We start from the raw sequence: 24,840 nt of genomic DNA, 5'->3' as shown, positions 1-24,840 counted from the left end.
CATTCCTATTTATTCATCTTCAAGAGAGTAGGGTAGAGGCAGAATGCTTAGCTCCACCTGAGGTGTGTGTTTTGCACGAAGTACCTGAGTTACATCAGTATCGTTTGGCAACACAACGAGGCCTGTTAATTTATTTGTTTGTTCATTAAAGCTTTGTGCAATAAGTTTACCCGCACGGCGCCAATTTTCGCCTAATTGGGTTTCTAAATCGGGCTCTGAAAGTATCCCTTCGCTTTGACCTGAAACTATATACATTGCACGCTTATTTTTACCTAGGTACTTCATGCGAGCCACAGTTTCTTGACCGGTATAACACCCTTTTTTAAAGCTTATACCGCCAATAGCATGTAGGTTTACCATTTGAGGTACATACTCGCCAATTGCATCTGCACTTAACTGAGGTTCACCTGCAAGCATAGATGCTTGTTGCCAAGGAGCTTCGTTATCAAGTGTAGATACGTCATCAGGCATACTAAACTGGCTATCGACCATCAATAAAACACGGTTATCAGCTAATTTTAGTGCTTTACCGCTTTCAAAGTCACACGCGCTCGCATCACCTTCAAAGTTAATATCAAGTTGTGCGAGTACATCCGATAAATCATCACCAATGAGACCAATTAATCGCTTTGAACATGCACTAATGTCAACTTTTGCAAATACGGCATACTTTTTTAGCTCAGCTAACGATTTTTCTACTTCGTTTTCGCTGCCTGTAAGGTAGTAGCTGTCTTGATAAGAAAATAATTTAAATACGCCCCAAAGTTTACCTTTAGCGCTGCAATGGCCAGCCCACAAATAATTACTGCTGGTTAATTTATTTAGATCTTGAGTGATTTGCCCGTGTAAATAAGATAATTTATCAGCACCGCAGAGGCTAATAAGTTGATGAGATAACGGACATGCATAAACGCTCGACATAAAAACCTTCTTTGCAATATAAATGAAGTGACATAATAACGCAGTTGTTACGTATGGTACAGACAAGCGCTTATTGGTGCGGGTTTATTCTTTAATGAGAGATTAATAGCTGCTAAATAGGCTTGTGTTTGTTAAACTCGAGTCAATTAAGTATGAGGTTTAAAATGGTTGAAATTCATAGTAAAGCACGTATTCGTTGGGCTTGCCGTCGTGGCATGTTAGAGCTTGATGTTTTGTTTATGCCGTTTGTTGAAGAAGCATACGACTCTTTGAGCGCAGAGCAACAGGCTATTTTTCAGCGTTTGCTAACAGAAGAAGACCCTGACTTATTTGCATGGTTTATGGGTCATCAAGAATGTAAAGATGAGCAGTTAAACGGTATGGTTTCGCTGATCTTAGACCGAGTTCGTGTATAGGTTTACAGTTACTAATAATAACGCTGACCACAAACCTATTGTGGTCTTTTTTTGCATGCTCAGTTTAATATTATGTTTATTTTTAGATTCGCTACTAGCTATGCTTTTTTGTTTGATAATTAATATATTAGCTGGCTTTTTAGTGTGGCAAAAAGTGTTGGCAATTCATCCAAACCATGGCGTTATAATTCTAGAACCCAAGCTATTTAGGTTTGAGGGTGAAGGTTTAAAAATTCAGGGTGAAATTAGTAAAAAAAGCCGTTTTTATGGCAATAATATATGGCTACATATTAAAGGTTTTAGTAACAACCATTGGCTTATAATTTCAGCCAATGGTGTTAATGAACAAAGCTATGCGCGTCTAAAACGTGCTACTTTAAGCGCGATTAATTGCGTTTTGGAGTCAAAATAGTCGGTGTTGGATTTTCATTTTGTTTAGGGTAATCAATAGTATAATGTAGGCCTCTGCTTTCTTTTCGCTCCATTGCACTTCTAATAATGAGTTCTGACACTTGTACTAAGTTACGAAGCTCAAGCAAGTTATTACTTACTCTAAAGTTTGCATAATAATCATGTATTTCTTGCTGCAGCAACTCAACCCTATGCAGTGCACGTTCTAAGCGTTTAGTAGAGCGTACAATACCTACATAATCCCACATAAATAAACGTAGTTCATGCCAGTTATGGGTAATAACTATTTCTTCATCAGAGTTACTAACACGGCTTTCATCCCAATGAGGTAGAGCCATTGGCTCTGGTGCATGTTCAATTTTACTTAAAATGTCTTTAGCTGCAGCGTGGGCAAATACAATACATTCCAATAATGAATTACTTGCCATACGGTTTGCACCATGTAGGCCTGTGTAAGCGACTTCGCCAACAGCATACAAGTTATCGAGATCTGTTTTACCGTTAAAGTCGGTCATTACGCCACCACAAGTGTAATGCGCAGCAGGTACAACTGGGATTGCTTCTTTTGTTATATCAAGCCCTACACTTAGGCATTTTGCGTAAATAGTAGGGAAGTGCTCAATAATAAAGTCTTTATCTTTGTGGCTAATATCTAAATAAACACAATTAGCACCTAAACGCTTCATTTCAAAATCGATTGCGCGTGCCACTATATCGCGTGGAGCAAGTTCTTCACGACTGTCAAAATCTTTCATAAAACGAGTGCCATCAGGTCGTTTTAAATAAGCCCCTTCACCGCGCATAGCTTCTGTAATTAAAAAGTTTTGTAGCTCTGGATGATAAAGGCTCGTTGGATGAAATTGATTAAATTCCATATTGGCAACTTTACAGCCTGCGCGCCATGCCATTGCAATGCCATCACCACTTGATACATCTGGATTAGATGTATACAAATACACTTTGCTTGCGCCACCAGTGGCAAGAGCAACAAATTTAGCTGAAATGGTTTCTACCTTTTTAGCTTTTTTGTTCCACACATACATACCTTCAATGTGTGAGCCTGTTTTTCCGGCGCTTTTATCTGTAATTAAATCAATGGCGTTGTATTGCTCTAAAAGCGTTATATTCTTATGAATTTTAACTTGGCTAATAAGCGTGGTTTGCACAGCTTTGCCAGTAGCATCGGCTGCATGCAAAATACGACGATGGCTGTGACCGCCTTCACGTGTTAAATGAAAACGCTCTTTTCCTTTGCTATCAAACTCCATATCAAAGGGAACACCTTGGTCGATTAACCACTGTAGGCAATCGTGAGCATTGCTGGCAGTATAATGAACAGCGTCTCTGTCGCATAAACCGCCGCCCGCATCGAGTGTATCTTCAACATGAGATTCTATGCTGTCGTTTTGTTTATCAAATACAGCTGCTATACCACCTTGAGCATATAAAGTAGAACCTTCTGTAAGCGCTCCTTTACTGATCACGGTAACGTTACAATAATTAGCTAGAGATAATGCAAGTGATAAGCCTGCTGCGCCGCTACCTATAATAGCGACATCTGCAATGTGATGTTTATTTTGGTTCATGTCAGAGGTACTTTGCGGTTACAATGCTCATATAGAGCAATATTTGTTTTTAATATCTGTAGTTGTACCATATTTGTCATACTACTACGTAGTGATTTTAAAGGCTTCGCGCCGTTATTTATCATCTATTTTATAAAAAAATAATATTAAGCAGAACTTTTTATTCATAAAGAGGTCAGAGTATTTGTGAACAATGACGACAATATGAATAACAAGCAAAAATCAGACATAGGAGTACCGGCTCGAATGAGCGAGCAGGAATTAGATTTAGTGCTAGTAAAAAGGGTCCAGCAAGGAGATAAAAACGCCTTCAACCTATTAGTAAAGAAGTATCAAAACAAAATTGCAGGTTTGATCTCACGTTATGTATCAAACCAAGGCGATATTGCTGATGTAGCACAAGAGGCTTTTATTAAAGCTTACCGTGCACTTCCAAACTTTAGAGGTGACAGCGCCTTTTACACGTGGTTATACCGTATTGCCGTTAATTGTGCTAAAAATTACTTAGTAGCCCAGGGGCGTAAGCCGCCAGCAAATGATATAGACGCTGAAGATGCCGAGTTTTATGATTGTGCAGATTCAATGCGATCTAATGCATCTCCTGAAAACCTACTTTTAAGCGAAGAAGTACGCGCTGTTATTTTTAATACGATTGATAGTTTGCCTGAAGATCTTAAAACCGCAATCACCCTTAGAGAAATCGAAGGGATGAGCTATGAAGAAATAGCAGTGGTAATGGATTGCCCGGTCGGGACTGTGCGTTCGCGTATATTTCGTGCCCGTGAAGCAATAGATAACAAATTAAACCCATTAATAGGCGAGTCTTAGTATGACAAAAGCACACCTTAACAAGTTAGATAACGAAGCGTTATCGGCATTACTTGATGGCGAGCAACATCTTACTGATGCAAAAATTGCAGAGCAAGATGTAACTACGTTTGGCCGTTATGCGTTAATTGGTGATGCGATGCGTGCTCAAAAAAATAATAACGACATACATATTGATATTAGCGATCGCGTTGCATTAGCACTAGAAAGCGAGCCTGTTTATGCTGACTTTAGTCAGTCAAAAACACAGCCCCAAGCAATCACTGAAACAGTACAAGATAATAAAGTAGTGGCTTTTAATTGGCGCAAACCAGTTGCTCAACTAGCAATTGCAGCCAGTGTGGCAATGTTTGCTATTGTGGGAGTTAATACGCTTCCTCAAAGTAACAACGAGCAACAAAGCGAAATTCCATTACTACAAACCACACCGCTGACAGGTATGGCGTCGCCAGTAAGTTACTCATCTGAACCTGCGCTTGAAAATGCAGAGCAAGGTTTACGTGAATTACAGCAACAACGTATTGGTGCATTAGTTCTTGAGCATCAACGCCAAGCACGAGTTGCGAATTCTTTAGAAACAGCGCAAACTAATACCAAAGCGTCTGAGGAAAAAAACTAATTAAATGAAAGTAATCACTTTTGTTCTGTCGTTGGTAGTAAGCTTTAATGCATTTGCCAACGACACAAATCCTGCCAAAGATTTATTACTAAAAATGGCTAATGCCGTTCACACCCGTAATTTTGACGCTTCGTTTGTGGTTGTCAAAGGTAAAACAATGGAACCCTACCGATGGGTGCATGCTTTACAAGGTGATACAGAACTTGAGCATTTAAGTTTACTTAACGGTGCTGGGCTTGAAATGGTCCGTATTGACAACCAAGTTACTTATTTTGAACCTCAGTCTGAACCATACTCCCTAAAAACAGATTCAATAGCGGGTCCAATCCCTGAAGTGCTTTTTAAAGATATAGATCGCTTAAGCGCGCACTATGATTTTGTATTAGGCGGGAAAGGTCGTATTGCAGGGCGTGCTGCTCAACTAGTTCGCATAGAATCTAAAGACGAGTATAAATATAATTATTGGATTTGGCTGGATATGGAATCGTCGTTGTTACTAAAAGCCGCGTACGTTAACCATGAAGGTGAGGCCTTAGAACAGTTACAGCTTACCCATATTAGTGTGACAGAGCAGCCAGCAGGTATGTTACTTGAAGTGCTCAATCGAAACTTTCCAACGCCTTTACCAAACGATGCACTTATAAACGAAGACAGTACAGCGACTAACTGGCAGATTAGTTGGTTACCGGATGGCTTTGAATTACTAAAATCAGACAGACATAAGCTCGATTTAAATAACGAATTAACAGACTATTACTTGTTCTCCGATGGTTTTGTTGAAATTTCGGTATTTATTCAGCGTCCATTACCGGGTAAGCGTTTAAGTGGTGCACTAACCTCTGGTGCAACGACAGTATATGTGCATAATGGCGGTAATTTTGATGTATCGGTTGTTGGTAATGTACCGAGTATGACCGCAAAAGCGATTGCTGAGTCAGTTACCCGCGCATTATAAACGATTCGTAAGGATTGTTATGATTGAACAAACCCTCACTGTTGTGGCCCTCGATGGCCACATTGCTCATTTAGAAGCACAACAAAAACAAGCTTGTGAAGGCTGCAATGGTCGTTGCGGCTCACAAGTGTTTGGTAAGCTGTTTGGCACTGCAAAAAAAACCTTCCCTTATAAATTTGAATCCTCTGTTGAAGTAGGACAAAAGGTAACCTTGTCACTTGATGATAGTCACGTCGTTAAGCATGCATTTGCGGTATACATGCTACCACTGCTTTTAAGTCTGGTTTTTGCACTGATTGCAGCGCAATTATTTATGTCTTCCGAAGTTTGGCAAATTTTAGCTGCAGCTTTAGGTGGTGTTACTGGTTTCTTTATAGCTAAAACTCGCGTGAAATCGCTAAAGCACGATATAAAAGTTATAAAAATTCACCCAATTAGTATCCCTTTAACTCAAATAGATGGTGATTGACGCCAATTAAATGTAAAATTGCCGTTTTATACCAAAGTAACTTGGAAATACAGGGAATAGTGGTTTTTTAAATTATTTTATCTAGCTGAATTATGTAAATTAAATAAGTTTAACTTATTGTTATTCAATAAATAAAATGGTTTTAATCAATATTAAAAAGCATTCGTGATGTTTGTAATTTACAAACTGAGCTTATGGCATCCTACAGCAAGTATTTTCAAGTCACTTAGGTATTCATATTTAGTCCATTAAAATAGAAGTATAGAATCCAGTTTATGAAGCATATCCGTAATTTTTCGATCATCGCCCATATTGACCATGGTAAATCGACCCTTTCAGATCGTTTGATCCAAGTTTGTGGCGGTTTAACCGACCGTGAAATGCAAAAACAAGTTTTGGATTCAATGGATATTGAGCGCGAACGTGGTATTACCATTAAAGCGCAAAGTGTAACGTTGAATTACAAAGCGAACGATGGCGAAACTTATCAACTTAATTTCATTGATACTCCAGGACACGTTGATTTTACATATGAAGTATCGCGTTCTTTAGCTGCATGTGAAGGTGCACTACTCGTTGTTGATGCAGGCCAAGGCGTTGAAGCACAAACATTAGCTAACTGTTACACCGCTATTGAAATGGAATTAGAAGTAATTCCAGTACTTAACAAAATCGATTTACCGCAAGCGGATCCTTTGCGCGTTGCAGAAGAAATTGAAGAAATTATTGGTATTGATGCCCTTGATGCAGTGCAATGTAGCGCTAAAACGGGTGTAGGTATTGCCGAAGTTCTTGAAATGATTGTTAGAGATGTTCCGCCGCCAGTAGGCGATACAGATGGACCTCTACAAGCACTTATTATCGATTCTTGGTTTGACCCATACCAAGGCGTTGTATCATTAGTGCGTATTAAGCACGGTGAATTACGCACTGGCGACAAAATAAAAATAATGTCGAATGAGCATATACATACTGCCGACCAAGTGGGTGTGTTTACACCTAAGCAAACTAACACCGGTATTTTAAGAACCGGTGAAGTAGGGTTTGTTATTGCTGGCATCAAAGAGATACATGGTGCGCCAGTAGGCGATACTATAACTCATCAAAAAAATGCGGCTCCACTTCGTTTACCTGGTTTTCAAAAAATTAAGCCTCAGGTTTATGCAGGTATGTTCCCAATTGCATCAGATGAGTATGAATCATTCCGTGATGCGCTTAATAAATTAAGCTTAAACGATGCGTCGTTATTCTTTGAACCAGAGAATTCAACTGCATTAGGTTTTGGTTTCCGCTGTGGCTTTTTAGGTATGCTACACATGGAAATCATTCAAGAGCGTTTAGAGCGTGAATACGATATTGATTTAATTACAACGGCACCTACGGTAATCTATGAGATAGTTACTAAAGAAGGTACATTCCAGATTGATAACCCGTCTGATTTACCTGCAGTAAACGATATTTTAGAAATTCGTGAGCCGATTGTTGAAGCTAATATTTTGGTACCACAAGAATACTTAGGTAATGTTATTACTTTGTGTATTGAAAAACGCGGTAGCCAAACAAAAATGACCTATCACGGAAAGCAAGTAGCTGTTACGTATGAGCTACCTATGGCTGAAGTGGTAATGGACTTTTTTGATAAATTAAAATCAACAAGCCGTGGTTTTGCATCGCTTGATTATAACTTTAAACACTTTCAAACATCAGATATGGTGCGTGTTGATATTTTAATCAATAGTGAGCGTGTTGACGCACTTGCGATTATTGTTCACCGCGATGGTGCTCAGTCTCGTGGTCGTCAATTAGCTGATGCATTAAAAGAGCTTATTCCTCGTCAAATGTTTGATATTGCGATTCAAGCAGCGATTGGACAACACGTTATTGCACGTACTACGGTAAAACAGTTACGTAAAAACGTAATTGCTAAGTGTTACGGTGGCGATGTGAGTCGTAAGAAAAAGCTACTTAAAAAGCAAAAAGATGGTAAAAAACGTATGAAGCAAGTAGGTAATGTTGAAGTGCCTCAAGAAGCGTTTTTAGCTATTTTAAAAGTTGGTAAATAAAAACAAAGGATTATAAATGGCTGGTTATTTTTCAGTTTTATTGGTGCTATTAACCTTAGGCTCAGGCTTAATATGGTTAATAGATCACTTAATGTATGCACCTAAAAGACAGGAACGCTTAGCGATAGCGCAAACGTCTGCTGGAGCTCCGTTAGATGAAGAAACTGCGGCATTAATTGCACCAGAACCAGTACTAACAGAAACAGCAAAGTCGATTTTCCCGATGATTGCAGCAATTACTATTTTTAGATCATTTATTTTTGAACCGTTTCAAATTCCATCTGGTTCAATGATGCCTACGCTGTTAGTGGGTGACTTTATTTTAGTACAAAAGTATTCATATGGAATAAAAGACCCAGTTTGGCGCACTCAGTTGGTTGATGTCGGTGAGCCTGAACGTGGTGATATTGTTGTTTTTAAATACCCTTTAGATGAAAGTGTTGACTATATTAAACGTACGATTGGTTTACCTGGCGATAAAATTGTTTATCGTGATAAACGTTTATATATTCAGCCAAACTGTAAAGAAGGCGAAACCCAACAGGGTGAGCTTTTATGTAATGAATTCAATAAAATTGATTTTAAACTAATTAATGATAACGAATTTAAACAAGGCCCAATGCCTCTAGCTCGTGTGAATGAAAATTTAACAACAGTTACGCATGATATATTAATCAACCCACAAGCGCCTGAAAGAAAAGGGCGTTACTATCAGCAACCGGGCACGCCTTCTGATGAATGGACTGTTCCTGCTGATCATTATTTTATGATGGGTGATAACCGCGACAACAGCCAAGATGGTCGCTTTTGGGGCTTTGTACCAAAAGAAAACTTGGTGGGTAAAGCTGTCTTTATATGGATGAGTTTTGAATTTGAGAATGGCCCTGATGATATTTTACCAGGATGGGTTCCAACTGGTGTTCGCTTTGAACGCCTAGGTAATATTCAGTAACGATGAAAAAAAATGTAACAGAATTATATAAAAAAATTGGCTATGAATTCGCTGATCAAGGTTTACTTGAACAAGCAATGACGCACCGCAGCCACAAAGGCCAACATAATGAGCGACTAGAATTTTTAGGCGACTCGATTTTAAGCTTTGTGATTGCCAATGCACTTTATGCCAAATTTCCTAAAGCGCGTGAAGGCGATTTAAGCCGCATGCGTTCAACACTTGTGCGTGGTCAAACACTTGCTGAGTTTGGTCTTGAATTTGGTCTAGGCGATTATTTACGCTTAGGGCCGGGCGAGCTTAAAAGTGGCGGTTTTCGTCGCGAGTCAACGCTTGCTGATGCAGTAGAAGCTATTATAGGCGCTGCATTTTTAGATTCAGGTATCGACAGTTGTGGCGATCTTATATTGGCGTGGTACCAATCACGTTTGGATGCTATTTCACCAGGGCTTAACCAGAAAGATCCTAAAACCCTGCTGCAAGAGTATTTACAAGCCCGTAAATTATCGTTACCGGGCTACACAGTAGTTGATACACAAGGCCAAGCACACAATCAAACATTCACGGTTGAATGTATTGTTGATGGAATGGATAGCATAATTTCTGTTGGTAGCTCGCGCCGTAAGGCCGAACAAAAAGCTGCCGAAAAAGCATTGAAGATACTTAAAAATGAACCTTGATACCTTAATACAGCCTCATGAACGTGATGTAGATACATTTTGTGGAATGGTGGCGATTGTCGGTCGACCAAACGTAGGTAAATCGACTTTGCTTAATGAAATCATTGAGCAAAAAGTGAGTATTACCTCACGTAAACCACAAACTACACGTCATCGTATTATGGGTATTCATACCGTAGATAAACACCAAGCGGTATACATAGATACACCGGGTCTACACGTTGAAGAAAAGCGTGCTATTAACCGTCTAATGAATCGAGCAGCGTCTAGTTCTATCGGCGATGTAGAGCTTATTATTTTTGTCGTTGAAGGCACTCATTGGAATGCAGATGACGATATGGTACTTAATAAAGTATCGCAAAGTGGTAAGCCTGTATTATTGGTTATTAATAAAATTGACCAAGTTAAAGACCGTGATCTTGTATTGCCTCATATGAAGTGGTTAAGTGATAAGTTTGATTTTGTTGGAATTATGCCAGTATCAGCAACGCAAGGTAAAAACGTTGATTTAATCAAAGCAGAAGTAACTAAACGCTTACCTCCTTGCGAATTTTACTTTCCTGAAGATTATGTAACTGACCGTTCGATGCGCTTTATGGCAGCTGAAGTTATTCGTGAAAAGCTAATGCGTTTTATGGGTGAAGAACTACCGTATTCTGTGACTGTTGAAATTGAGCAGTTTAAATGGCAAGACAACGGTATTTGGCACATCAATGGGTTGATTCTTGTTGAGCGCGAAACACAAAAACGCATGGTTATTGGTAATAAAGGCGAAAAGCTAAAAACCATTGGCCGTGAAGCCCGTAAAGACATAGAAGAAATGCTTGATAACAAAGTATTTTTAGAGCTTTGGGTTAAAGTTAAGTCGGGTTGGGCTGATGATGAACGTGCACTAAGAAGCTTAGGTTACAGTGAAGACTAAACCAAGCAGTAGCTTAGTGAATGGATAGCGACTTCTACACCGCGTATTTATTACATCGGCGTCCTTATAGTGACTCCCAGGTAATGTTAGATATGCTTGTAGAAGGCGTTGGTCAGTTAAGAATGCTGGCCCGAATTAGTGGTCGCCAGGCCACTAAACATAAAGCACAACTTCAGCCGTTCCAGGCACTCCTTGTTAATTACAGTGGCAAGTACGATTTAAAATATATCAATAAGTTTGAACTGCATGGTAACCCGCACTTTTTAAAAGGTGATGAGCTTTATTGTGGTTTTTATTTGAATGAGCTAACTAATCGCATCGTTCCTGTTAATGAGCCAATTGAACAAGTATTTGAGCTATATAAATCCCACCTAGGAAACCTAAACAGCGGAGCCAATTTACAAGAAGTGCTTCGCTCGTACGAATTTCAATTATTGGAATTACTCGGTTATGGCGTGGATTTTAGTTTTGATGCCAGTGGTGAACCAATAGATGAAAAGCAGACGTATAGTTATTTCCCCGAACTTGGTTTTTTAATACAAGAAGATACGCGTTCTGGATTTAGTGGCAAACAACTCAACGCCATAGCAAATCATGACTTTAGCCAAAGTGATGTGCTATATATGGCAAAGCAATTAAGTCGCTATTTATTAAAACCCTTATTAGGTAGTAAACCATTAAAAAGCCGTGAGCTATTTATGGCCTCTCAATAAACGTAATTTTACAGGTAAGAAAATGAAAGATATTCTTTTGGGTGTAAACGTAGATCATATTGCAACACTTCGTCAAGCGCGTGGAACAAGTTACCCAGATCCAGCCCATGCAGCCAGTGTAGCAGAGCATGCAGGCGCAGACGGTATTACGATTCACTTACGTGAAGACAGACGCCATATTCAAGATCGCGACGTTTATGTGATGGCTAAAACTATCCAAACTCGCATGAATCTTGAAACCGCTGTTACCGATGAAATGATACAAATAGCGCTTGAAGTAAAACCCGAGTACGTGTGTTTAGTACCTGAAAAGCGCGAAGAGTTAACCACCGAGGGCGGCTTAGATGTTGCGGGTAATATAGATAAAATTAAAGCCGCAACAAAAACGCTTACCGACGCGGGTATTAAAGTATCGCTATTTATTGATGCAGATAAAGCACAACTAGATGCAGCCAAAGAATGTGGTGCTCCTTATGTAGAAATACACACAGGCGCGTATGCTGATGCAACAAATGATACTGATTTACACAAAGAGTTAGAGCATATTCGTGAAGGTGTTAAATACGCAGCAAGCTTAGGTTTGATTGTTAACGCTGGCCATGGTCTTCATTACCATAACGTTAAACCTATTGCCGCGATGCCTGAGATTTATGAGCTAAATATTGGCCACGCTATTATTGCTCGTGCAGCGATAGATGGACTCGATAAAGCCGTACGCGATATGAAACGATTAATGATTGAAGCAAGAATGTAATACGATTCTACATAAGTATTTAAAAAGCTTAATTAAAAAAACGCGGTTAATGCCGCGTTTTTTTGTATCTAAAATTCAAAGCTTATCTTTGTAACTCAGTTACGCTTGCATCAGCAAGTAAGTTTTCAAGCTCGTCCTGTAGCTCAAATAATTCAGGTTCAATATTCTCTAACAAGCATTTATTTTTAAGTGATGTTTCAATTGTTTCTGCGAGTGATTTAAGTTTTGGTACACCAGTGTAGCAACATGCACCATGAAACTTGTGGACAATACTTAAGACTTGCTGACAATCATTACTCTCTATCGCTTTAGCAAGCAATTTAAGAGTTTCAGGGACGCTTAGAAGTAGCATATTAAGCATCTCTAGCGCTAACTCGCTCTTTCCTCCAGCACGCTGCAGGGCTTGTGCCCAATCAATTCGACTACTTTGAAATGGAGCCGGGCTTTGTGGTGTATCTGTTTTAGCTTTATCGCGATTAACCGGGGTCTGTGGACTATGGTCGCTAATAATTTGTTTAAGCATATCTTCATCAATAGGCTTAGTTAAATAGCCTTTAAAGCCATCTTTTAGTAGTTGCTCTTTTTCGCTTTGAAGGGCGTGTGCCGTTACAGCGATAATGGGTGTATCTTCATTAAGTGATGATTCTTGTATAAGCTTGCATGCGGTTATACCGTCCATAATTGGCATCTGAATATCCATAAAAATTATGTCGTATTTATGACTTTTACTTAAGCTGTATGCTTGTGAACCATTATGTGCCGTTTCTATTACTTCAATCTGTTCACTTAATAAAGTATGGAGAAGTTTTAAGTTGGCATCGTTATCATCAACAACTAATACTTTTAACGGCAGCAAAGCTTGATCGTTTTGTTCAATATTATGAGTAGGGTGGTCAAGCCTGTAAGGTGCAGCAAGTACTTCACATAACTTACGGTGATTAAGTGGTTTACTTAAACACGCATCAGCACCGCTGCCTATAAAGGCTTCTCGCATATTGTGCGATACAGTATTAAGCATTAAATATAAGTAATCAGTAGATTCACGCACGGCTTTCACATAGCTTTTTAGTTGCTGCATATCATCAACTGATGCCATATGGCCAATTAAGCAAACATCATATTTATGTTCAGTATTTTTTATAGCGTCTAAAAAGCTAGTCTCGTTAAAACATGCCGTTACGCTTGATTCCCATTGAGTCAATAACGAAAGTACAGCGTGATGTGTATGCTCGTGTGGCTCTAAATACAAAATACGCTTACCAATGAGCGATTTAGTCGGTAAGTCGTTAGTAAATACATGATTGGGCAAACTAAACACGCTATTGAATGTAAAACAGGTACCGTTACCTGGTGCAGAGTTTAATGTTATGCGGCCATTCATCGCTTCAACAATATGCTTAGTAATAATGAGGCCAAGACCTGTACCACCAAACTTACGTGTAATGCTTGAGTCTGCTTGCCCAAATGGAGTAAATAAAGAGTCTTGCTTATCCATAGGTATACCCACGCCAGTATCTGTTACTGACACAAGTAAAGAGGTGCGTTCGTCGTCGAGTAACCGATGGCTTATGTCGACCTTAATGGAGCCTTTTTCAGTAAATTTAATCGCATTACTTAATAGGTTTATCAGCACTTGTTTAAAGCGAGTGGGATCGCCCGTTAAGTCATCTGGTACTTGTTGGTTAATGTAAATGGATAGCTCTAATTGCTTATCGTGTGCGCTAGGAGCGAGTAGCGTCATCACTTCATTTACAGCATCACGAAGTTGAAACTGAATCGACTCAAGTTCCATTGCACCCGCTTCTAGTTTGGAGAAATCTAGAATGTCGCTAATAATAGTCATTAAACTATTTGCTGATAGCATAATAGTGTCGAGATAATCTTTTTGATGCTTGTTTAGTGGTGTTTTATAAAGCTGGCGTGTAAATCCAATAACACCATTTAACGGAGTACGAAGTTCGTGACTCATTTTAGCTAAAAAGTCTGATTTTACGCGGTTAGCATCTTGAGCTTCTTTTTTTGCAAATGAGAGTTCTATATTTGAAGTTTCGTATTGCTCTAGTGTTTCACGGTAGTCGCTAGTTGCTTGATCAATATTTTTTTGCATTTCATCTTTTTGCATCACCATAGTGTGAGCAATGGTATTTAAGCCTTCTCGCAATAGCTCAAATTCACCTATCATGTTGTCGTTAAGGCCAGTACTTCTTTTACCTTCGACTAACTTGTCGGTTGCAAGTACTAACTTATTAAGCGGCGTCATAAACATGCGGCTTAACCTTAAAGCTAAAATTGCTGCAAATACCAATGATAAAATAATTACAATACCGCTAATTAATAAAGCACGTTGCTGCCCTATAACCGCTTGGTCTTTGTTTAGTTGTATAATAACGGTGCCCAAAGATGACTGAAAAGCAGATGGGTCCCATTTAGAGTCGTGACTTGTATGGTTAATAATGGGCGTGAAGAATGTAACAAGCTCATCTGACTTTTGCACGTGGGTCGTTTTTAAATTTATGAGCGTCTTTTGATTAATTAACTTTTCAAATGAGCGGTGATAATTACTCGTCATTAATAGCGCATTATTTTTATCAAAAATTGCAATCGACTTAATTGTAGGGGAGTGCTTGTTATGTGTGTAGCTTATAAGGCGATTCAATAGCTGTTTGTTTTTTTCGAGCATGGGTTGCTCAAGCGCAATAGCAAGGGGCTCAGAAATAGTAGTACCTTGCTGATATAAAATTTCATCAAGCTCAATGTAACGATTTATTGTAAAATAGCCACCAAGTAGTAATCCTATGATCACCGTTGGGATCAGGGTCAGTGTTAAAACAGAATCGCGTAAGCCTAATTTGGTCATGATGGGAGCGTTTTATCGTTATTAGTATGGTCTGAGTATATACGGTTCAACACGCATTCTAAAGCATCTAAATATAGGTGCTTCATAAATAAAGTGAAGGTAATGCCTAATGGCGCAAATTTTTAAAGCGAAAAAAAAACCGCTTAAGCAACAAACATTAGAATTAAATATAACGGGAATGGATCATCAAGGGCGTGGCATTGCTAAGCATAATAATAAAGTATGTTTTGTTAGTGGCGCATTACCAAATGAAACAGTTAAAGCAATGCTTGTCGATGATAAAGCTAAATACAGCAGTGCAAAAGTAATTAAAGTTATTAAAGCGAGTGAATCAAGAGTTGACGCTTTTTGTGAGCACTACAATCAGTGTGGTGGTTGCCAACTACAGCATTTAGAAGTAAGCCAACAAGTTGTAGAAAAACAAACTGCAGTTACTCAGCTATTTAGTAAGTTTGCTAAATTAAACAGCTTAAACTGGCAAGCTCCATTATTAAGTAAGTCTGTGCATTACAGGCGCAGCGCTCGCATAGCCGTTATGTTTGATAAAACAGCAAAAAAAATGCGTGTAGGTTACAGAGCCAGTGGTTCAAAAAATATTGTCAGTATTAATAAATGTGCAGTACTTGATGAAGTATTTGCAGATGTTTTTACACTTTTTGATGATTTAATTAATCAACACAAAGCGCTTCATAGTATAAGCCATTTACAGTTATGCCAAAGTGATGAGACAAACTTTATTGTTATTCGCCACACCAAAGTAATTAACGAAGATACAAAGGCTTTGATTGAGCACATAACAAAGAGCCAACAGTTTGAAGTAGTATGGCAAAGCGAGAGCGATGTAATTGATCATTCACACTTAGCCATGCCGTTTTATTATCTTAAAGAATTTGCTCTAAAATTTGAATTTGGTTTAGATAATTTTATTCAGGTAAATGCGCAAGTTAACGAAGCTATGTTAAAGCAAGCAGCAAATTGGCTTGATTTAAAAGGTGATGAAAATTTATTGGATTTATTTTGTGGCATTGGTAATTTCTCATTAGTGCTGGCAAAACAAGCAAAATCTGTAATTGGCGTAGAAGGTGTAACTTCAGCGGTTGCAATGGCTGCTCAAAATGCGCAAACTAACTCTATTACCAATGCGCAGTTTCATTGCTTTGATTTAACGCAAAGCATACAGAGCGCCCCATGGTTTAGTAAAAATTTAGATGTACTTGTACTCGATCCTTCTAGGACGGGTGCAATGGCTGTATTAGAGCAATTATCTTTAAAGCAGTTTAAAACTATTTTATATGTCTCTTGTGACCCTGTTACTTTAGCCCGTGACAGCGCAATTATTTCACAAGCTGGCTTTGATCTTAATAAAATTGGGCTAATGAATATGTTCCCTCATACAGGGCATATTGAAACTATGGCGTTATTTCAACGGAGGTAGAACGCATTATGGTAGCTACACGGCAATCACATCAACAAGATGAGACAACAGATTTTAGCACTCGGCTTTCATTTCTTGCCTTGTCTGAAGAAAAAACAGAGCTACTTACTAAAGCGCAAGCGCTCTGCGTAAAATGTGATAATGAAAGCAGGCAAACTACTGCAATCGAAATGGTTGAAATTTTAGCTGAGCTAAATCTCGACCCCGAATCGTTAGCTACTGCGTATTTAACCCCGTATTTTTTAAACGATTTAATATCACTTGAAACCATAGAAGAGCAGCTTGGTAGTAACATAGCCATGCTGTTAACTGGGGTTGCACAAATGGCCACTATTAGTACTTTATCGCATCAAGGTAAAGGCACTATGCAAGTTGATAATATTCGAAAAATGTTATTAACCATGGTCGAAGACGTGCGCGCCGTGGTCATTAAGCTTGCCGAGCAGGTCTGTCATCTACGTAATGTAAAAAATGCGGATGAAGAAGACCGCGTTATTGCCGCTAAAGAAACGGCTGATATTTTTGCACCACTGGCAAACAGATTAGGAATAGGGCAGTTAAAGTGGGAACTTGAAGATTTATCGTTTAGATATTTGCACCCAGGTACCTATAAAAGCATAGCCAAACAACTTGACGACAAACGCCTTACGCGCGAAGCCTATATGGAAGATATGGTTGAACAAGTAAAAACCCGTTTAAGTGAAGCGGGCATAGAAGCCCAAGTTTATGGTCGCCCTAAGCACATTTACAGCATTTATAAAAAAATGCAGCAAAAAAACTACGAGTTTGATCAGCTTTTTGATATTCGGGCAATGCGTATCGTTGTTGAACGCCTGCAAGATTGTTATGGAGCGCTGGGTATTGTGCACACCAATTGGCGCCATCTTAATAAAGAGTTTGACGACTATGTAGCAACCCCAAAACAAAACGGCTATCAATCAATTCATACCGTGGTATTTGGGCCTGAAGGTAAAACAGTAGAAATACAAATTCGTACTAGCGACATGCATCAAGATGCTGAGTTGGGTGTGGCTGCACACTGGATGTACAAAGAAGGTGCATTACCAGGGCGCGGCTCGGGTTATGAGCAAAAAATCAGCTGGCTACGTAAGTTACTCCAATGGCAAGAAGAAGTAGTCGATGGTGGCGATTTAGCAGAAGAGCTTAAAAACCAAGTAGTAGAAGACCGCGTATACATATTTACCCCAAGCGGCGATATTATTGATTTACCACTTGGCGCTACACCGCTTGATTTTGCTTACTACATTCATTCAAATGTAGGGCATTGTTGTATTGGTGCAAAAATATTTGGCAAAATAGTGCCATTTACGCATCAACTTACAACGGGGGATCAGGTAGAAATACTAACCCAAAAACAACCAAATCCAAGTCGTGATTGGTTAAATCCGTCATTAGGGTACATTAAGTCATCGCGCGCTAGAGCCAAGATTCATCACTGGTTTAAACAGCTCGACCGCGACAAAAACTTAAGTGCGGGTAAAGAAATTCTCGACAGTGAACTACAAAAGCTTAATTTAACATACAAAGATTTAGAGCCAGCCATCAAGCGTTTTAACTTTAAAGAACTTGATGACTTAATGGTTGCGATTGGTGCGGGCGATGTACGTCTCAATCAAATGCTTAACTTTGTAAGTGATAGAACAGAAGACGAACCGGTCATTCGTATTAAAGCACCTAGCAAAGTAACTGGTGACAAAAACGGCATAGTGGTTGATGGCGTTGGTAGCTTAATGAGCCATGTAGCCAAATGCTGTCGTCCTGTCCCTGGCGATGAAATAATAGGTTATATAACGCAAGGTCGAGGAATAGGTGTTCATAAGGAAGACTGTGATTCGTTTAATAACTTAAAAAATCAGCATCCAGAGCGTGTTATTTCGGTAAGTTGGTCTGAAGATATCAACGGCTCGTACGCACTAAGTATTAAAATAGAAGCCACCGATCGTTCAGGGCTAATACGCGATATAAGCTCAGTACTTGCTAACGAAAAAGTAAATGTTTTAAACATGAACGTAAATACGGTTGAAGATAATCAGTTAGCTATATTTACGATGCAAATAGAAGTACATGACTTATCGGGTACTAACCGTGTTCTTTCTAAGTTACACCAAATTGAAGGTGTACACGATGCCAAGCGTGGTCATTAATCATGAATGATAATGCAGCGCTTACACAACTTCTTAGCATAATGAAAACACTGCGAGATCCCAAGGGCGGTTGCCCGTGGGATCTCAAACAAGATTTTAAATCTATTGTGCCGCATACACTAGAAGAAGCATACGAAGTTGCCGACTGTATTGAGTCAGGCAACTTAGATGAGCTTAAAGGTGAATTGGGTGATTTGTTATTTCAAATTATTTTTTATGCGCAGCTTGCACAAGAGCAAAATATATTTGATTTTAATGATGTAGTGGAGCAATTAAACGATAAGCTTACCCGTCGCCACCCGCATGTATTTGGCGATAAAAAAGAGCTAACAGATAAGCAGCTATCGCAGCAGTGGCAAGCAATCAAAGCACAAGAACGCAGTGCTAGAGCGCAAACCGAATCACCTTCTTTTTGGCAAGATATTCCTGCCAATATGCCAAGCTTAAGTAAAGCAAAAAAAATTCAACAACGGGTTGCCGCACTTGGTTTTGATTGGCCAACGTATCATGGTGCACTTGATAAAGTGAGCGAAGAAGTGCTTGAAGTAAAAGAAGCGATTGAGCAAGACCCGTTATCTGATCATACAGCGGAAGAACTCGGCGACTTACTTTTTGCCACTGTTAATGTTGTACGCCATGTTAAACGAGATCCCGAACAACTGCTTCGTAGCGCTAATGATAAGTTTTCAGCGCGTTTTGAAAAGGTAAACGCCTATTTGCATGCGCAAGGTAAAAGCTTAGATACAGCCACCTTTGAAGAAATGGACAGCGCATGGGATGCGATTAAAAAAGTAAAATAGGCTTAATGTTAAATAGTGCACATTTTTTGTGCGCGCATTAGCTAATTTTAGCTGGATTGATAAGCAGTGTTTTGGTACAATTTCGCCCCGTCTTGATGATATACCCTTAGGCTCTTCTTTGGGTGTTATATTCCTTTTAATTCCTGATATTCTAGGGTTCGCATGAGTACAAAATTTATCTTCGTTACTGGCGGAGTTGTTTCTTCGTTGGGTAAAGGTATTGCCGCAGCTTCACTGGCCGCTATTTTAGAAGCCCGTGGTTTAAATGTTACCATTTTAAAGCTGGATCCTTACATCAACGTTGACCCAGGCACAATGAGCCCAATTCAACACGGTGAAGTTTACGTTACAGAAGACGGCGCAGAAACTGACCTTGATTTAGGTCACTACGAGCGTTTTATTCGTACCAAAATGACTAGTCGTAATAACTTCACACAAGGCCGTGTATATGAAGACGTATTACGTCGTGAGCGCCGTGGTGAATACCTAGGCGCTACTATTCAGGTTATTCCACATATCACTAACGATATTAAGCAACGTGTATACGACGGTGCTGAAGGTTATGATATTGCTATTGTAGAAATTGGCGGCACTGTAGGTGATATAGAATCACAACCGTTTATTGAAGCAATTCGTCAGATGGGAACTGAAATTGGCCGCGAACGCGCGCTATTTATTCACTTAACGTTAGTGCCATTTTTAGGCCCTGCAGGTGAAGTTAAAACAAAACCAACTCAGCACTCTGTTAAAGAGTTACGCTCAGTAGGTATTCAGCCAGATATTCTTATTTGTCGTTCAGACCGTAAACTACCTAATAATGAGCGTGCAAAAATCTCATTATTCACAAACGTAGAAGAAAAAGCGGTTATTTCATTACCTGACGTAGACAGCATTTATAAAATTCCAGCGCTATTAAAAACGCAAGAATTAGATAACTTCGTATGTCGTCGTTTTCACTTAGATCCACCAGAAGCTGATTTAGCTGAGTGGGAACAAGTACTTTATCAAGAGTCTAACCCAACGGGTGAAGTGACAATTGGTATGGTTGGTAAATACACTGAATTACCAGATGCGTACAAATCGGTTAACGAAGCATTAAAGCATGCGGGTCTTAAAAACCGTTTAACAATTAATATTCAATACGTAGATTCACAAGATTTAGAAAACAAAGGTGTTGAATTACTTTCACACTTAGATGCTATTTTAGTACCAGGTGGATTTGGCGGACGTGGTGTTGAGGGTAAAATCTTAGCGGCTAAATACGCACGTGAAAATAAAGTACCATACCTAGGTATTTGTTTAGGTATGCAAGTAGCATTAATTGAATATGCACGTAATGTTGCAGGCTTAACGGATGCAAACTCTACAGAGTTTAATGCAAATTCAGAAGCGCCAGTAGTTGGCTTAATTACTGAATGGCTAGATGCTGAAGGTAATGTTGAAACACGTAGCGAAAAATCTGATTTAGGTGGCACTATGCGTTTAGGCGCACAAAAATGTCATTTAACACCAGGTTCTAAAGTACGCGAAGTATATGGCAGCGACGAAATTGTTGAACGTCATCGTCATCGCTACGAAGTAAATAATAACTTTGTAGAAATACTTGAAAAAGCAGGCTTAAGCTTTACTGGTTTATCAGAAGATAAAAAACTGGTAGAAATTATCGAAAATAAAGATCACCCATGGTTTATTGCCGCGCAGTTCCACCCGGAATTCACGTCAACTCCACGTGATGGTCATCCGTTGTTTGAAGGGTTTGTAGCAGCCGCGCATATCCACCAAAAAGCGAATTCGTAATTTTAAAAGCCGTGCATATTGCACGGCTTTTTTGTTTTAAGGGCTGACTAAGCTATATAAAACGTAGTAAAGTTAGCTGAACTCACCATTTTGGGAATATAGAGGAATCAAGATGTCAGAAATCGTAAAAGTAATCGGTCGCGAAATTATGGACTCGCGTGGTAACCCAACTGTTGAAGCAGACGTACATTTAGCAGATGGCTCTTGGGGTCGTGCAGCAGCACCTTCAGGCGCATCTACTGGTACTCGTGAAGCATTAGAGTTACGCGACGGTGATAAATCACGTTACTTAGGTAAAGGTGTATTAAAAGCAGTTGGTTATATCAATAACGAAATTGCTGATGCTTTAAAAGGCCAAAGTGCATTAGATCAAAGCGCTGTAGATAAAGTGATGCTAGATTTAGACGGTACCGAAAATAAAGAAAAATTAGGTGCAAACGCAATCTTAGCTGTATCACTAGCAACCGCGAAAGCAGCTGCACAGTCTAAAAAAGTTGAGCTTTATGAACATATCGCTGACTTAAACGGCACGCCAGGTGTTTACTCTATGCCACTTCCAATGATGAACATCATCAATGGTGGTGAGCATGCAGATAACTCTGTAGATATTCAAGAATTCATGATCCAACCTGTTGGCGCTAAAAACTTCCGCGAAGGCCTACGCATGGGTGCTGAAGTATTCCATAGCCTTGCTAAAGTACTTAAAGCTGATGGTCATTCAACAGCGGTTGGCGATGAAGGTGGTTTTGCACCAAACCTTGCATCTAACGAAGCGGCTCTTGCTGCAATTAAAGTAGCTGTAGCAAACGCAGGTTACGAGCTAGGTAAAGATATTACTTTAGCGATGGATTGTGCTGCATCTGAGTTCTACGACAAAGAAGCAAACATCTACGACCTTAAGGGTGAAGGCAAAAAATTCACTTCTGAAGAATTTAACTTCTTCTTACAAGATCTTACTAATCAGTACCCAATCGTTTCTATTGAAGATGGTCTTGATGAGTCTGATTGGGATGGCTTTGCACATCAAACTAAACTAATGGGTGATAAAATCCAATTAGTAGGTGATGATTTATTTGTAACAAATACTAAGATTTTAAAACGTGGTATCGACAACGGTATTGCTAACTCAATCTTAATTAAGTTTAACCAAATCGGTTCTTTAACTGAAACTTTAGCTGCAATCAAAATGGCTAAAGATGCTGGTTTTACTGTTGTTATTTCTCACCGTTCTGGTGAAACTGAAGATTCAACAATTGCTGATTTAGCGGTTGGTACTGCTGCAGGTCAAATTAAAACAGGTTCATTGAGCCGTTCTGACCGTGTTGCAAAGTACAATCAATTACTACGTATTGAAGAGCAATTAGGTGATAAAGCACCGTACAACGGTCTTAAAGAAGTTAAAGGTCAGTAATTCTATTTTATATAGAATCTAATTTTTAATTTTAGATGATAAAATCCTCGCATAAGCGGGGATTTTTTATGCCTGATACTTTTTCAAAGATATGAGAATAAGTTGTAGGGTTAAGCTTGCTGGCGCGCGCACAGAGCGAAAGAGGGTGGCGGCAATAATATTAAAGGTTACTTAAGTTTTAATATTTTATAACACAGTTAAAGCTGAAACTGCTGCTTTAAAATATCACCTGTAAAACTGGTTTTTAAGTAAAAGCCACGGGGTAGGGTTTTAATTATTTGCCCATTTGGACCAATAGCATCAGTCACTATTTTGCTATGAGCTGCTTTAGGGCGTATTTGCATCGCATCGCCTAAATGGCCTGATATTTCGTCGACTCTACCTAGCGCAATTAGCTCCATTTGCTCTTCCCAGTCGCGCTGTAATAAAGCGTCCTGTTCAGGTGAGGGTTGCCACAAAAAGCCGCTGCCAATGGTTCTATCAAACGGGGCAATATCACGTTCGCTTAAAATTGGCAGCCATAAAACATGATTTAGTTTTTTACGTACAGAGCTGGTATGCCACGTCATTCCTGTAACGTTCATTAAGGGTGTAACCGATACAAAGGTCGTTTCTAGTGGCCTACCTTTATAGGAAATAGGGAGTGTTTTTAGCTCAATTCCTAAATCTTCAAAATCAGGAAGTGGTTTTGAGCCCGCAGTAGCACCTAGTACATATTCAATTAACTGACCAGTCCAACCTTTTTCGCGCAGTAAATCATCTGGCGTTTTAAAATTATACTTGTTAGCAAGCTGCCCTAGAGTTAATCCGGCAATATTATTAACGCGTTGCATTAAATCGTTTATTGAGTGTGGTTTTGTAGGTCGCATGTCATGCCAATTTTATTAAAATATGAATATTATAGAGGTTTAACAACTCACTAACTACGTTGAAATTACTTATGCGGAGAAACTGCATATGATAGTTTTTTGTTATTGAGCTACTTTTTATTGCGATTATAAATATCAATTCAACGTAATTAGTATTCTTAATTTCGGTTGTATAAATATCATAGCCATGATAGCAAATAGGCTAAGCCGTGGATATCACTAGAGTTGTGTGTTTTTTGCTCGCTTGTTGTTTGAGTTAATTTTGAACATATCGAAATTAAGCTGCTTTACTTTAAGTTACTGACTCAGTTGGTTTTTTTAATGTTGTACATTCAGTTTTGATTAAGCAATTTAAAAGTTGTAAGGATAAATACAACTATATGAACATGTTTATCCACAGAATCTGTGGAGAAGCCAAGTTTTTAGATCTAATATTGTGGATTTGTTTGCAAAATGAGCGTGTTTTACAAAAGTTATGCACAAACTGTGAGTAACTAGAGGAAAACAAGAACCGCAATAGCCTTGTTAAGTTATTTTCCAAATATTTACCCACTCTCCATAATTTATCAATGTACTAAAAGCTCAAACTTAGCTTACTAATCGGGTTGGGTATAATAGTATTTGCCGTATTGCGGCTAATGTGGAACAATCATTAAAAATCGACTTACAAATGAGGCACTAAGGTGATTGATGCCGAAGGTTTTCGTGCCAATGTCGGAATTGTGATTTGCAATAATCAGGGACAGGTTTTTTGGGCCAGACGTTATGGTCAACACTCTTGGCAATTTCCCCAAGGTGGTGTTGATGATGGCGAAACTGCAGAACAAACCATGTACCGTGAATTACACGAAGAAGTAGGGTTGCGACCAGAAGATGTAGAAATAGTCGCAAGCTCAAAACATTGGTTACGCTATAAATTACCCAAACGATTAATCCGCCGAGACTCTAGTCCGGTGTGTATTGGGCAAAAACAAAAATGGTTTTTACTAAAATTACGCTGTAAAGACGAAGATGTAAATTTACTTAAAACCCATCATCCTGAATTTGATGATTGGCGCTGGGTAAGTTATTGGTATCCTGTAAGACAGGTTGTATCGTTTAAACGGGATGTTTATCGACGTGTAATGAAAGAGTTTGCTCCTTTCGCCATGCCTTTTAATAAGAGAGAACAACATAAAGATCATTGGCGAAGTAAAAGGTAGTTAATTCAGAATAAA

At 39.1% G+C, this 24,840-nt stretch carries 22 protein-coding genes; 18 read left to right on the top strand and 4 right to left on the bottom strand.

The window, feature by feature from the left end; translation table 11 throughout:
* Positions 1 to 9: 9 nt before the first annotated feature.
* The gene (ygfZ, locus tag I6F45_RS10305) at positions 10 to 921 is read right to left on the bottom strand and encodes a CAF17-like 4Fe-4S cluster assembly/insertion protein YgfZ (protein WP_165741703.1); all 912 of its coding nucleotides are present in this window, start codon (positions 919 to 921) and stop codon (positions 10 to 12) included.
* A gap of 164 nt (positions 922 to 1,085) precedes the next feature.
* Between ygfZ and I6F45_RS10300 the strand changes: the two genes are divergently transcribed.
* Complete coding sequence (locus I6F45_RS10300) at positions 1,086 to 1,337, top strand: FAD assembly factor SdhE (RefSeq protein WP_007581709.1); 252 nt, start codon at positions 1,086 to 1,088, stop codon at positions 1,335 to 1,337.
* A 55-nt stretch (positions 1,338 to 1,392) separates the two neighbouring features.
* The gene (locus tag I6F45_RS21370) at positions 1,393 to 1,749 is read left to right on the top strand and encodes a hypothetical protein (RefSeq protein WP_007581712.1); all 357 of its coding nucleotides are present in this window, start codon (positions 1,393 to 1,395) and stop codon (positions 1,747 to 1,749) included.
* On the opposite strand, the gene nadB is transcribed toward I6F45_RS21370, so the two are convergent.
* Positions 1,724 to 3,334, bottom strand: a complete 1,611-nt coding sequence (gene nadB, locus I6F45_RS10295; protein ID WP_165739859.1) for an L-aspartate oxidase — start codon at positions 3,332 to 3,334, stop codon at positions 1,724 to 1,726. The genes I6F45_RS21370 and nadB overlap by 26 nt on opposite strands.
* Before the next feature lie 246 nt (positions 3,335 to 3,580).
* On the opposite strand from nadB, the gene rpoE reads away from it, so the two are divergent.
* The 10 genes from rpoE to pdxJ all read left to right on the top strand — a co-directional run bounded on the left by rpoE (position 3,581) and on the right by pdxJ (position 12,289).
* Positions 3,581 to 4,162, top strand: a complete 582-nt coding sequence (gene rpoE / locus I6F45_RS10290; protein WP_002958721.1) for an RNA polymerase sigma factor RpoE — start codon at positions 3,581 to 3,583, stop codon at positions 4,160 to 4,162.
* Position 4,163: 1 nt separating this feature from the next.
* Complete coding sequence (locus tag I6F45_RS10285) at positions 4,164 to 4,781, top strand: sigma-E factor negative regulatory protein (RefSeq protein WP_007581717.1); 618 nt, start codon at positions 4,164 to 4,166, stop codon at positions 4,779 to 4,781.
* Between the two features lie 4 nt (positions 4,782 to 4,785).
* Positions 4,786 to 5,736 carry a MucB/RseB C-terminal domain-containing protein gene (locus I6F45_RS10280; RefSeq protein WP_007581719.1) on the top strand — a complete coding sequence of 317 codons (951 nt, stop codon included), beginning with the start codon at positions 4,786 to 4,788 and terminating at the stop codon, positions 5,734 to 5,736.
* Positions 5,737 to 5,755: 19 nt separating this feature from the next.
* Positions 5,756 to 6,205 carry a SoxR reducing system RseC family protein gene (locus I6F45_RS10275; protein WP_197118683.1) on the top strand — a complete coding sequence of 150 codons (450 nt, stop codon included), beginning with the start codon at positions 5,756 to 5,758 and terminating at the stop codon, positions 6,203 to 6,205.
* A gap of 275 nt (positions 6,206 to 6,480) precedes the next feature.
* Complete coding sequence (lepA, locus tag I6F45_RS10270) at positions 6,481 to 8,268, top strand: translation elongation factor 4 (protein WP_007581724.1); 1,788 nt, start codon at positions 6,481 to 6,483, stop codon at positions 8,266 to 8,268.
* Positions 8,269 to 8,284: 16 nt separating this feature from the next.
* Positions 8,285 to 9,220 carry a signal peptidase I gene (lepB, locus tag I6F45_RS10265; RefSeq protein ID WP_024589998.1) on the top strand — a complete coding sequence of 312 codons (936 nt, stop codon included), beginning with the start codon at positions 8,285 to 8,287 and terminating at the stop codon, positions 9,218 to 9,220.
* Positions 9,221 to 9,222: 2 nt separating this feature from the next.
* Positions 9,223 to 9,900: a ribonuclease III gene (gene rnc / locus I6F45_RS10260; protein WP_007581728.1), complete on the top strand. Its 678-nt coding sequence runs from the start codon at positions 9,223 to 9,225 to the stop codon at positions 9,898 to 9,900.
* Positions 9,890 to 10,822, top strand: a complete 933-nt coding sequence (era, locus tag I6F45_RS10255; RefSeq protein ID WP_007581730.1) for a GTPase Era — start codon at positions 9,890 to 9,892, stop codon at positions 10,820 to 10,822. The genes rnc and era overlap by 11 nt, the downstream gene beginning before the upstream one ends.
* A gap of 20 nt (positions 10,823 to 10,842) precedes the next feature.
* Positions 10,843 to 11,535, top strand: a complete 693-nt coding sequence (recO, locus tag I6F45_RS10250) for a DNA repair protein RecO (protein WP_024592970.1) — start codon at positions 10,843 to 10,845, stop codon at positions 11,533 to 11,535.
* 22 nt (positions 11,536 to 11,557) lie between these two features.
* Positions 11,558 to 12,289: a pyridoxine 5'-phosphate synthase gene (gene pdxJ, locus I6F45_RS10245; protein ID WP_007581734.1), complete on the top strand. Its 732-nt coding sequence runs from the start codon at positions 11,558 to 11,560 to the stop codon at positions 12,287 to 12,289.
* An 82-nt stretch (positions 12,290 to 12,371) separates the two neighbouring features.
* Here pdxJ and barA read toward each other — a convergent pair whose 3' ends face one another.
* A complete protein-coding gene (gene barA, locus I6F45_RS10240) occupies positions 12,372 to 15,146 on the bottom strand; it encodes a two-component sensor histidine kinase BarA (protein WP_197140007.1) in 2,775 nt (924 codons plus the stop codon).
* 109 nt (positions 15,147 to 15,255) lie between these two features.
* Between barA and rlmD the strand changes: the two genes are divergently transcribed.
* The 5 genes from rlmD (at position 15,256) to eno (ending at position 22,754) form a co-directional block, all read left to right on the top strand.
* Positions 15,256 to 16,581, top strand: coding sequence for a 23S rRNA (uracil(1939)-C(5))-methyltransferase RlmD (gene rlmD, locus I6F45_RS10235; RefSeq protein ID WP_197160400.1), 1,326 nt, complete (start codon positions 15,256 to 15,258; stop codon positions 16,579 to 16,581).
* Between the two features lie 8 nt (positions 16,582 to 16,589).
* Positions 16,590 to 18,746: a GTP diphosphokinase gene (gene relA / locus I6F45_RS10230; protein WP_197160397.1), complete on the top strand. Its 2,157-nt coding sequence runs from the start codon at positions 16,590 to 16,592 to the stop codon at positions 18,744 to 18,746.
* 2 nt (positions 18,747 to 18,748) lie between these two features.
* The gene (mazG, locus tag I6F45_RS10225) at positions 18,749 to 19,546 is read left to right on the top strand and encodes a nucleoside triphosphate pyrophosphohydrolase (protein WP_197140018.1); all 798 of its coding nucleotides are present in this window, start codon (positions 18,749 to 18,751) and stop codon (positions 19,544 to 19,546) included.
* A gap of 162 nt (positions 19,547 to 19,708) precedes the next feature.
* Positions 19,709 to 21,343: a CTP synthase gene (locus tag I6F45_RS10220; protein ID WP_010553216.1), complete on the top strand. Its 1,635-nt coding sequence runs from the start codon at positions 19,709 to 19,711 to the stop codon at positions 21,341 to 21,343.
* Between the two features lie 112 nt (positions 21,344 to 21,455).
* Positions 21,456 to 22,754, top strand: a complete 1,299-nt coding sequence (eno, locus tag I6F45_RS10215; RefSeq protein WP_024589994.1) for a phosphopyruvate hydratase — start codon at positions 21,456 to 21,458, stop codon at positions 22,752 to 22,754.
* A 197-nt stretch (positions 22,755 to 22,951) separates the two neighbouring features.
* Here the strand turns inward: eno and mutH are convergent, their stop codons facing one another.
* A complete protein-coding gene (gene mutH, locus I6F45_RS10210; protein WP_024589993.1) occupies positions 22,952 to 23,623 on the bottom strand; it encodes a DNA mismatch repair endonuclease MutH in 672 nt (223 codons plus the stop codon).
* Between the two features lie 683 nt (positions 23,624 to 24,306).
* On the opposite strand from mutH, the gene rppH reads away from it, so the two are divergent.
* A complete protein-coding gene (rppH, locus tag I6F45_RS10205) occupies positions 24,307 to 24,825 on the top strand; it encodes an RNA pyrophosphohydrolase (protein WP_002958704.1) in 519 nt (172 codons plus the stop codon).
* Positions 24,826 to 24,840 lie beyond the last annotated feature (15 nt).

The sequence above is a fragment of the Pseudoalteromonas sp. SWYJZ19 genome (assembly GCF_015864375.1).
GTDB classification, from domain to species: domain Bacteria; phylum Pseudomonadota; class Gammaproteobacteria; order Enterobacterales; family Alteromonadaceae; genus Pseudoalteromonas; species Pseudoalteromonas arctica.
This window is presented reverse-complemented; position numbering and strand designations above follow the sequence as displayed.

Bases quoted from the DNA above. Each gene is read 5' to 3' on its own strand.
- ygfZ (WP_165741703.1), bottom strand. From the start codon at position 921: ATGTCGAGCGTTTATGCATGTCCGTTATCTCATCAACTTATTAGCCTC.
- I6F45_RS10300 (WP_007581709.1), top strand. From the start codon at position 1,086: ATGGTTGAAATTCATAGTAAAGCACGTATTCGTTGGGCTTGCCGTCGT.
- I6F45_RS21370 (WP_007581712.1), top strand. From the start codon at position 1,393: ATGCTCAGTTTAATATTATGTTTATTTTTAGATTCGCTACTAGCTATG.
- nadB (WP_165739859.1), bottom strand. From the start codon at position 3,334: ATGAACCAAAATAAACATCACATTGCAGATGTCGCTATTATAGGTAGC.
- rpoE (WP_002958721.1), top strand. From the start codon at position 3,581: ATGAGCGAGCAGGAATTAGATTTAGTGCTAGTAAAAAGGGTCCAGCAA.
- I6F45_RS10285 (WP_007581717.1), top strand. From the start codon at position 4,164: ATGACAAAAGCACACCTTAACAAGTTAGATAACGAAGCGTTATCGGCA.
- I6F45_RS10280 (WP_007581719.1), top strand. From the start codon at position 4,786: ATGAAAGTAATCACTTTTGTTCTGTCGTTGGTAGTAAGCTTTAATGCA.
- I6F45_RS10275 (WP_197118683.1), top strand. From the start codon at position 5,756: ATGATTGAACAAACCCTCACTGTTGTGGCCCTCGATGGCCACATTGCT.
- lepA (WP_007581724.1), top strand. From the start codon at position 6,481: ATGAAGCATATCCGTAATTTTTCGATCATCGCCCATATTGACCATGGT.
- lepB (WP_024589998.1), top strand. From the start codon at position 8,285: ATGGCTGGTTATTTTTCAGTTTTATTGGTGCTATTAACCTTAGGCTCA.
- rnc (WP_007581728.1), top strand. From the start codon at position 9,223: ATGAAAAAAAATGTAACAGAATTATATAAAAAAATTGGCTATGAATTC.
- era (WP_007581730.1), top strand. From the start codon at position 9,890: ATGAACCTTGATACCTTAATACAGCCTCATGAACGTGATGTAGATACA.
- recO (WP_024592970.1), top strand. From the start codon at position 10,843: ATGGATAGCGACTTCTACACCGCGTATTTATTACATCGGCGTCCTTAT.
- pdxJ (WP_007581734.1), top strand. From the start codon at position 11,558: ATGAAAGATATTCTTTTGGGTGTAAACGTAGATCATATTGCAACACTT.
- barA (WP_197140007.1), bottom strand. From the start codon at position 15,146: ATGACCAAATTAGGCTTACGCGATTCTGTTTTAACACTGACCCTGATC.
- rlmD (WP_197160400.1), top strand. From the start codon at position 15,256: ATGGCGCAAATTTTTAAAGCGAAAAAAAAACCGCTTAAGCAACAAACA.
- relA (WP_197160397.1), top strand. From the start codon at position 16,590: ATGGTAGCTACACGGCAATCACATCAACAAGATGAGACAACAGATTTT.
- mazG (WP_197140018.1), top strand. From the start codon at position 18,749: ATGAATGATAATGCAGCGCTTACACAACTTCTTAGCATAATGAAAACA.
- I6F45_RS10220 (WP_010553216.1), top strand. From the start codon at position 19,709: ATGAGTACAAAATTTATCTTCGTTACTGGCGGAGTTGTTTCTTCGTTG.
- eno (WP_024589994.1), top strand. From the start codon at position 21,456: ATGTCAGAAATCGTAAAAGTAATCGGTCGCGAAATTATGGACTCGCGT.
- mutH (WP_024589993.1), bottom strand. From the start codon at position 23,623: ATGCGACCTACAAAACCACACTCAATAAACGATTTAATGCAACGCGTT.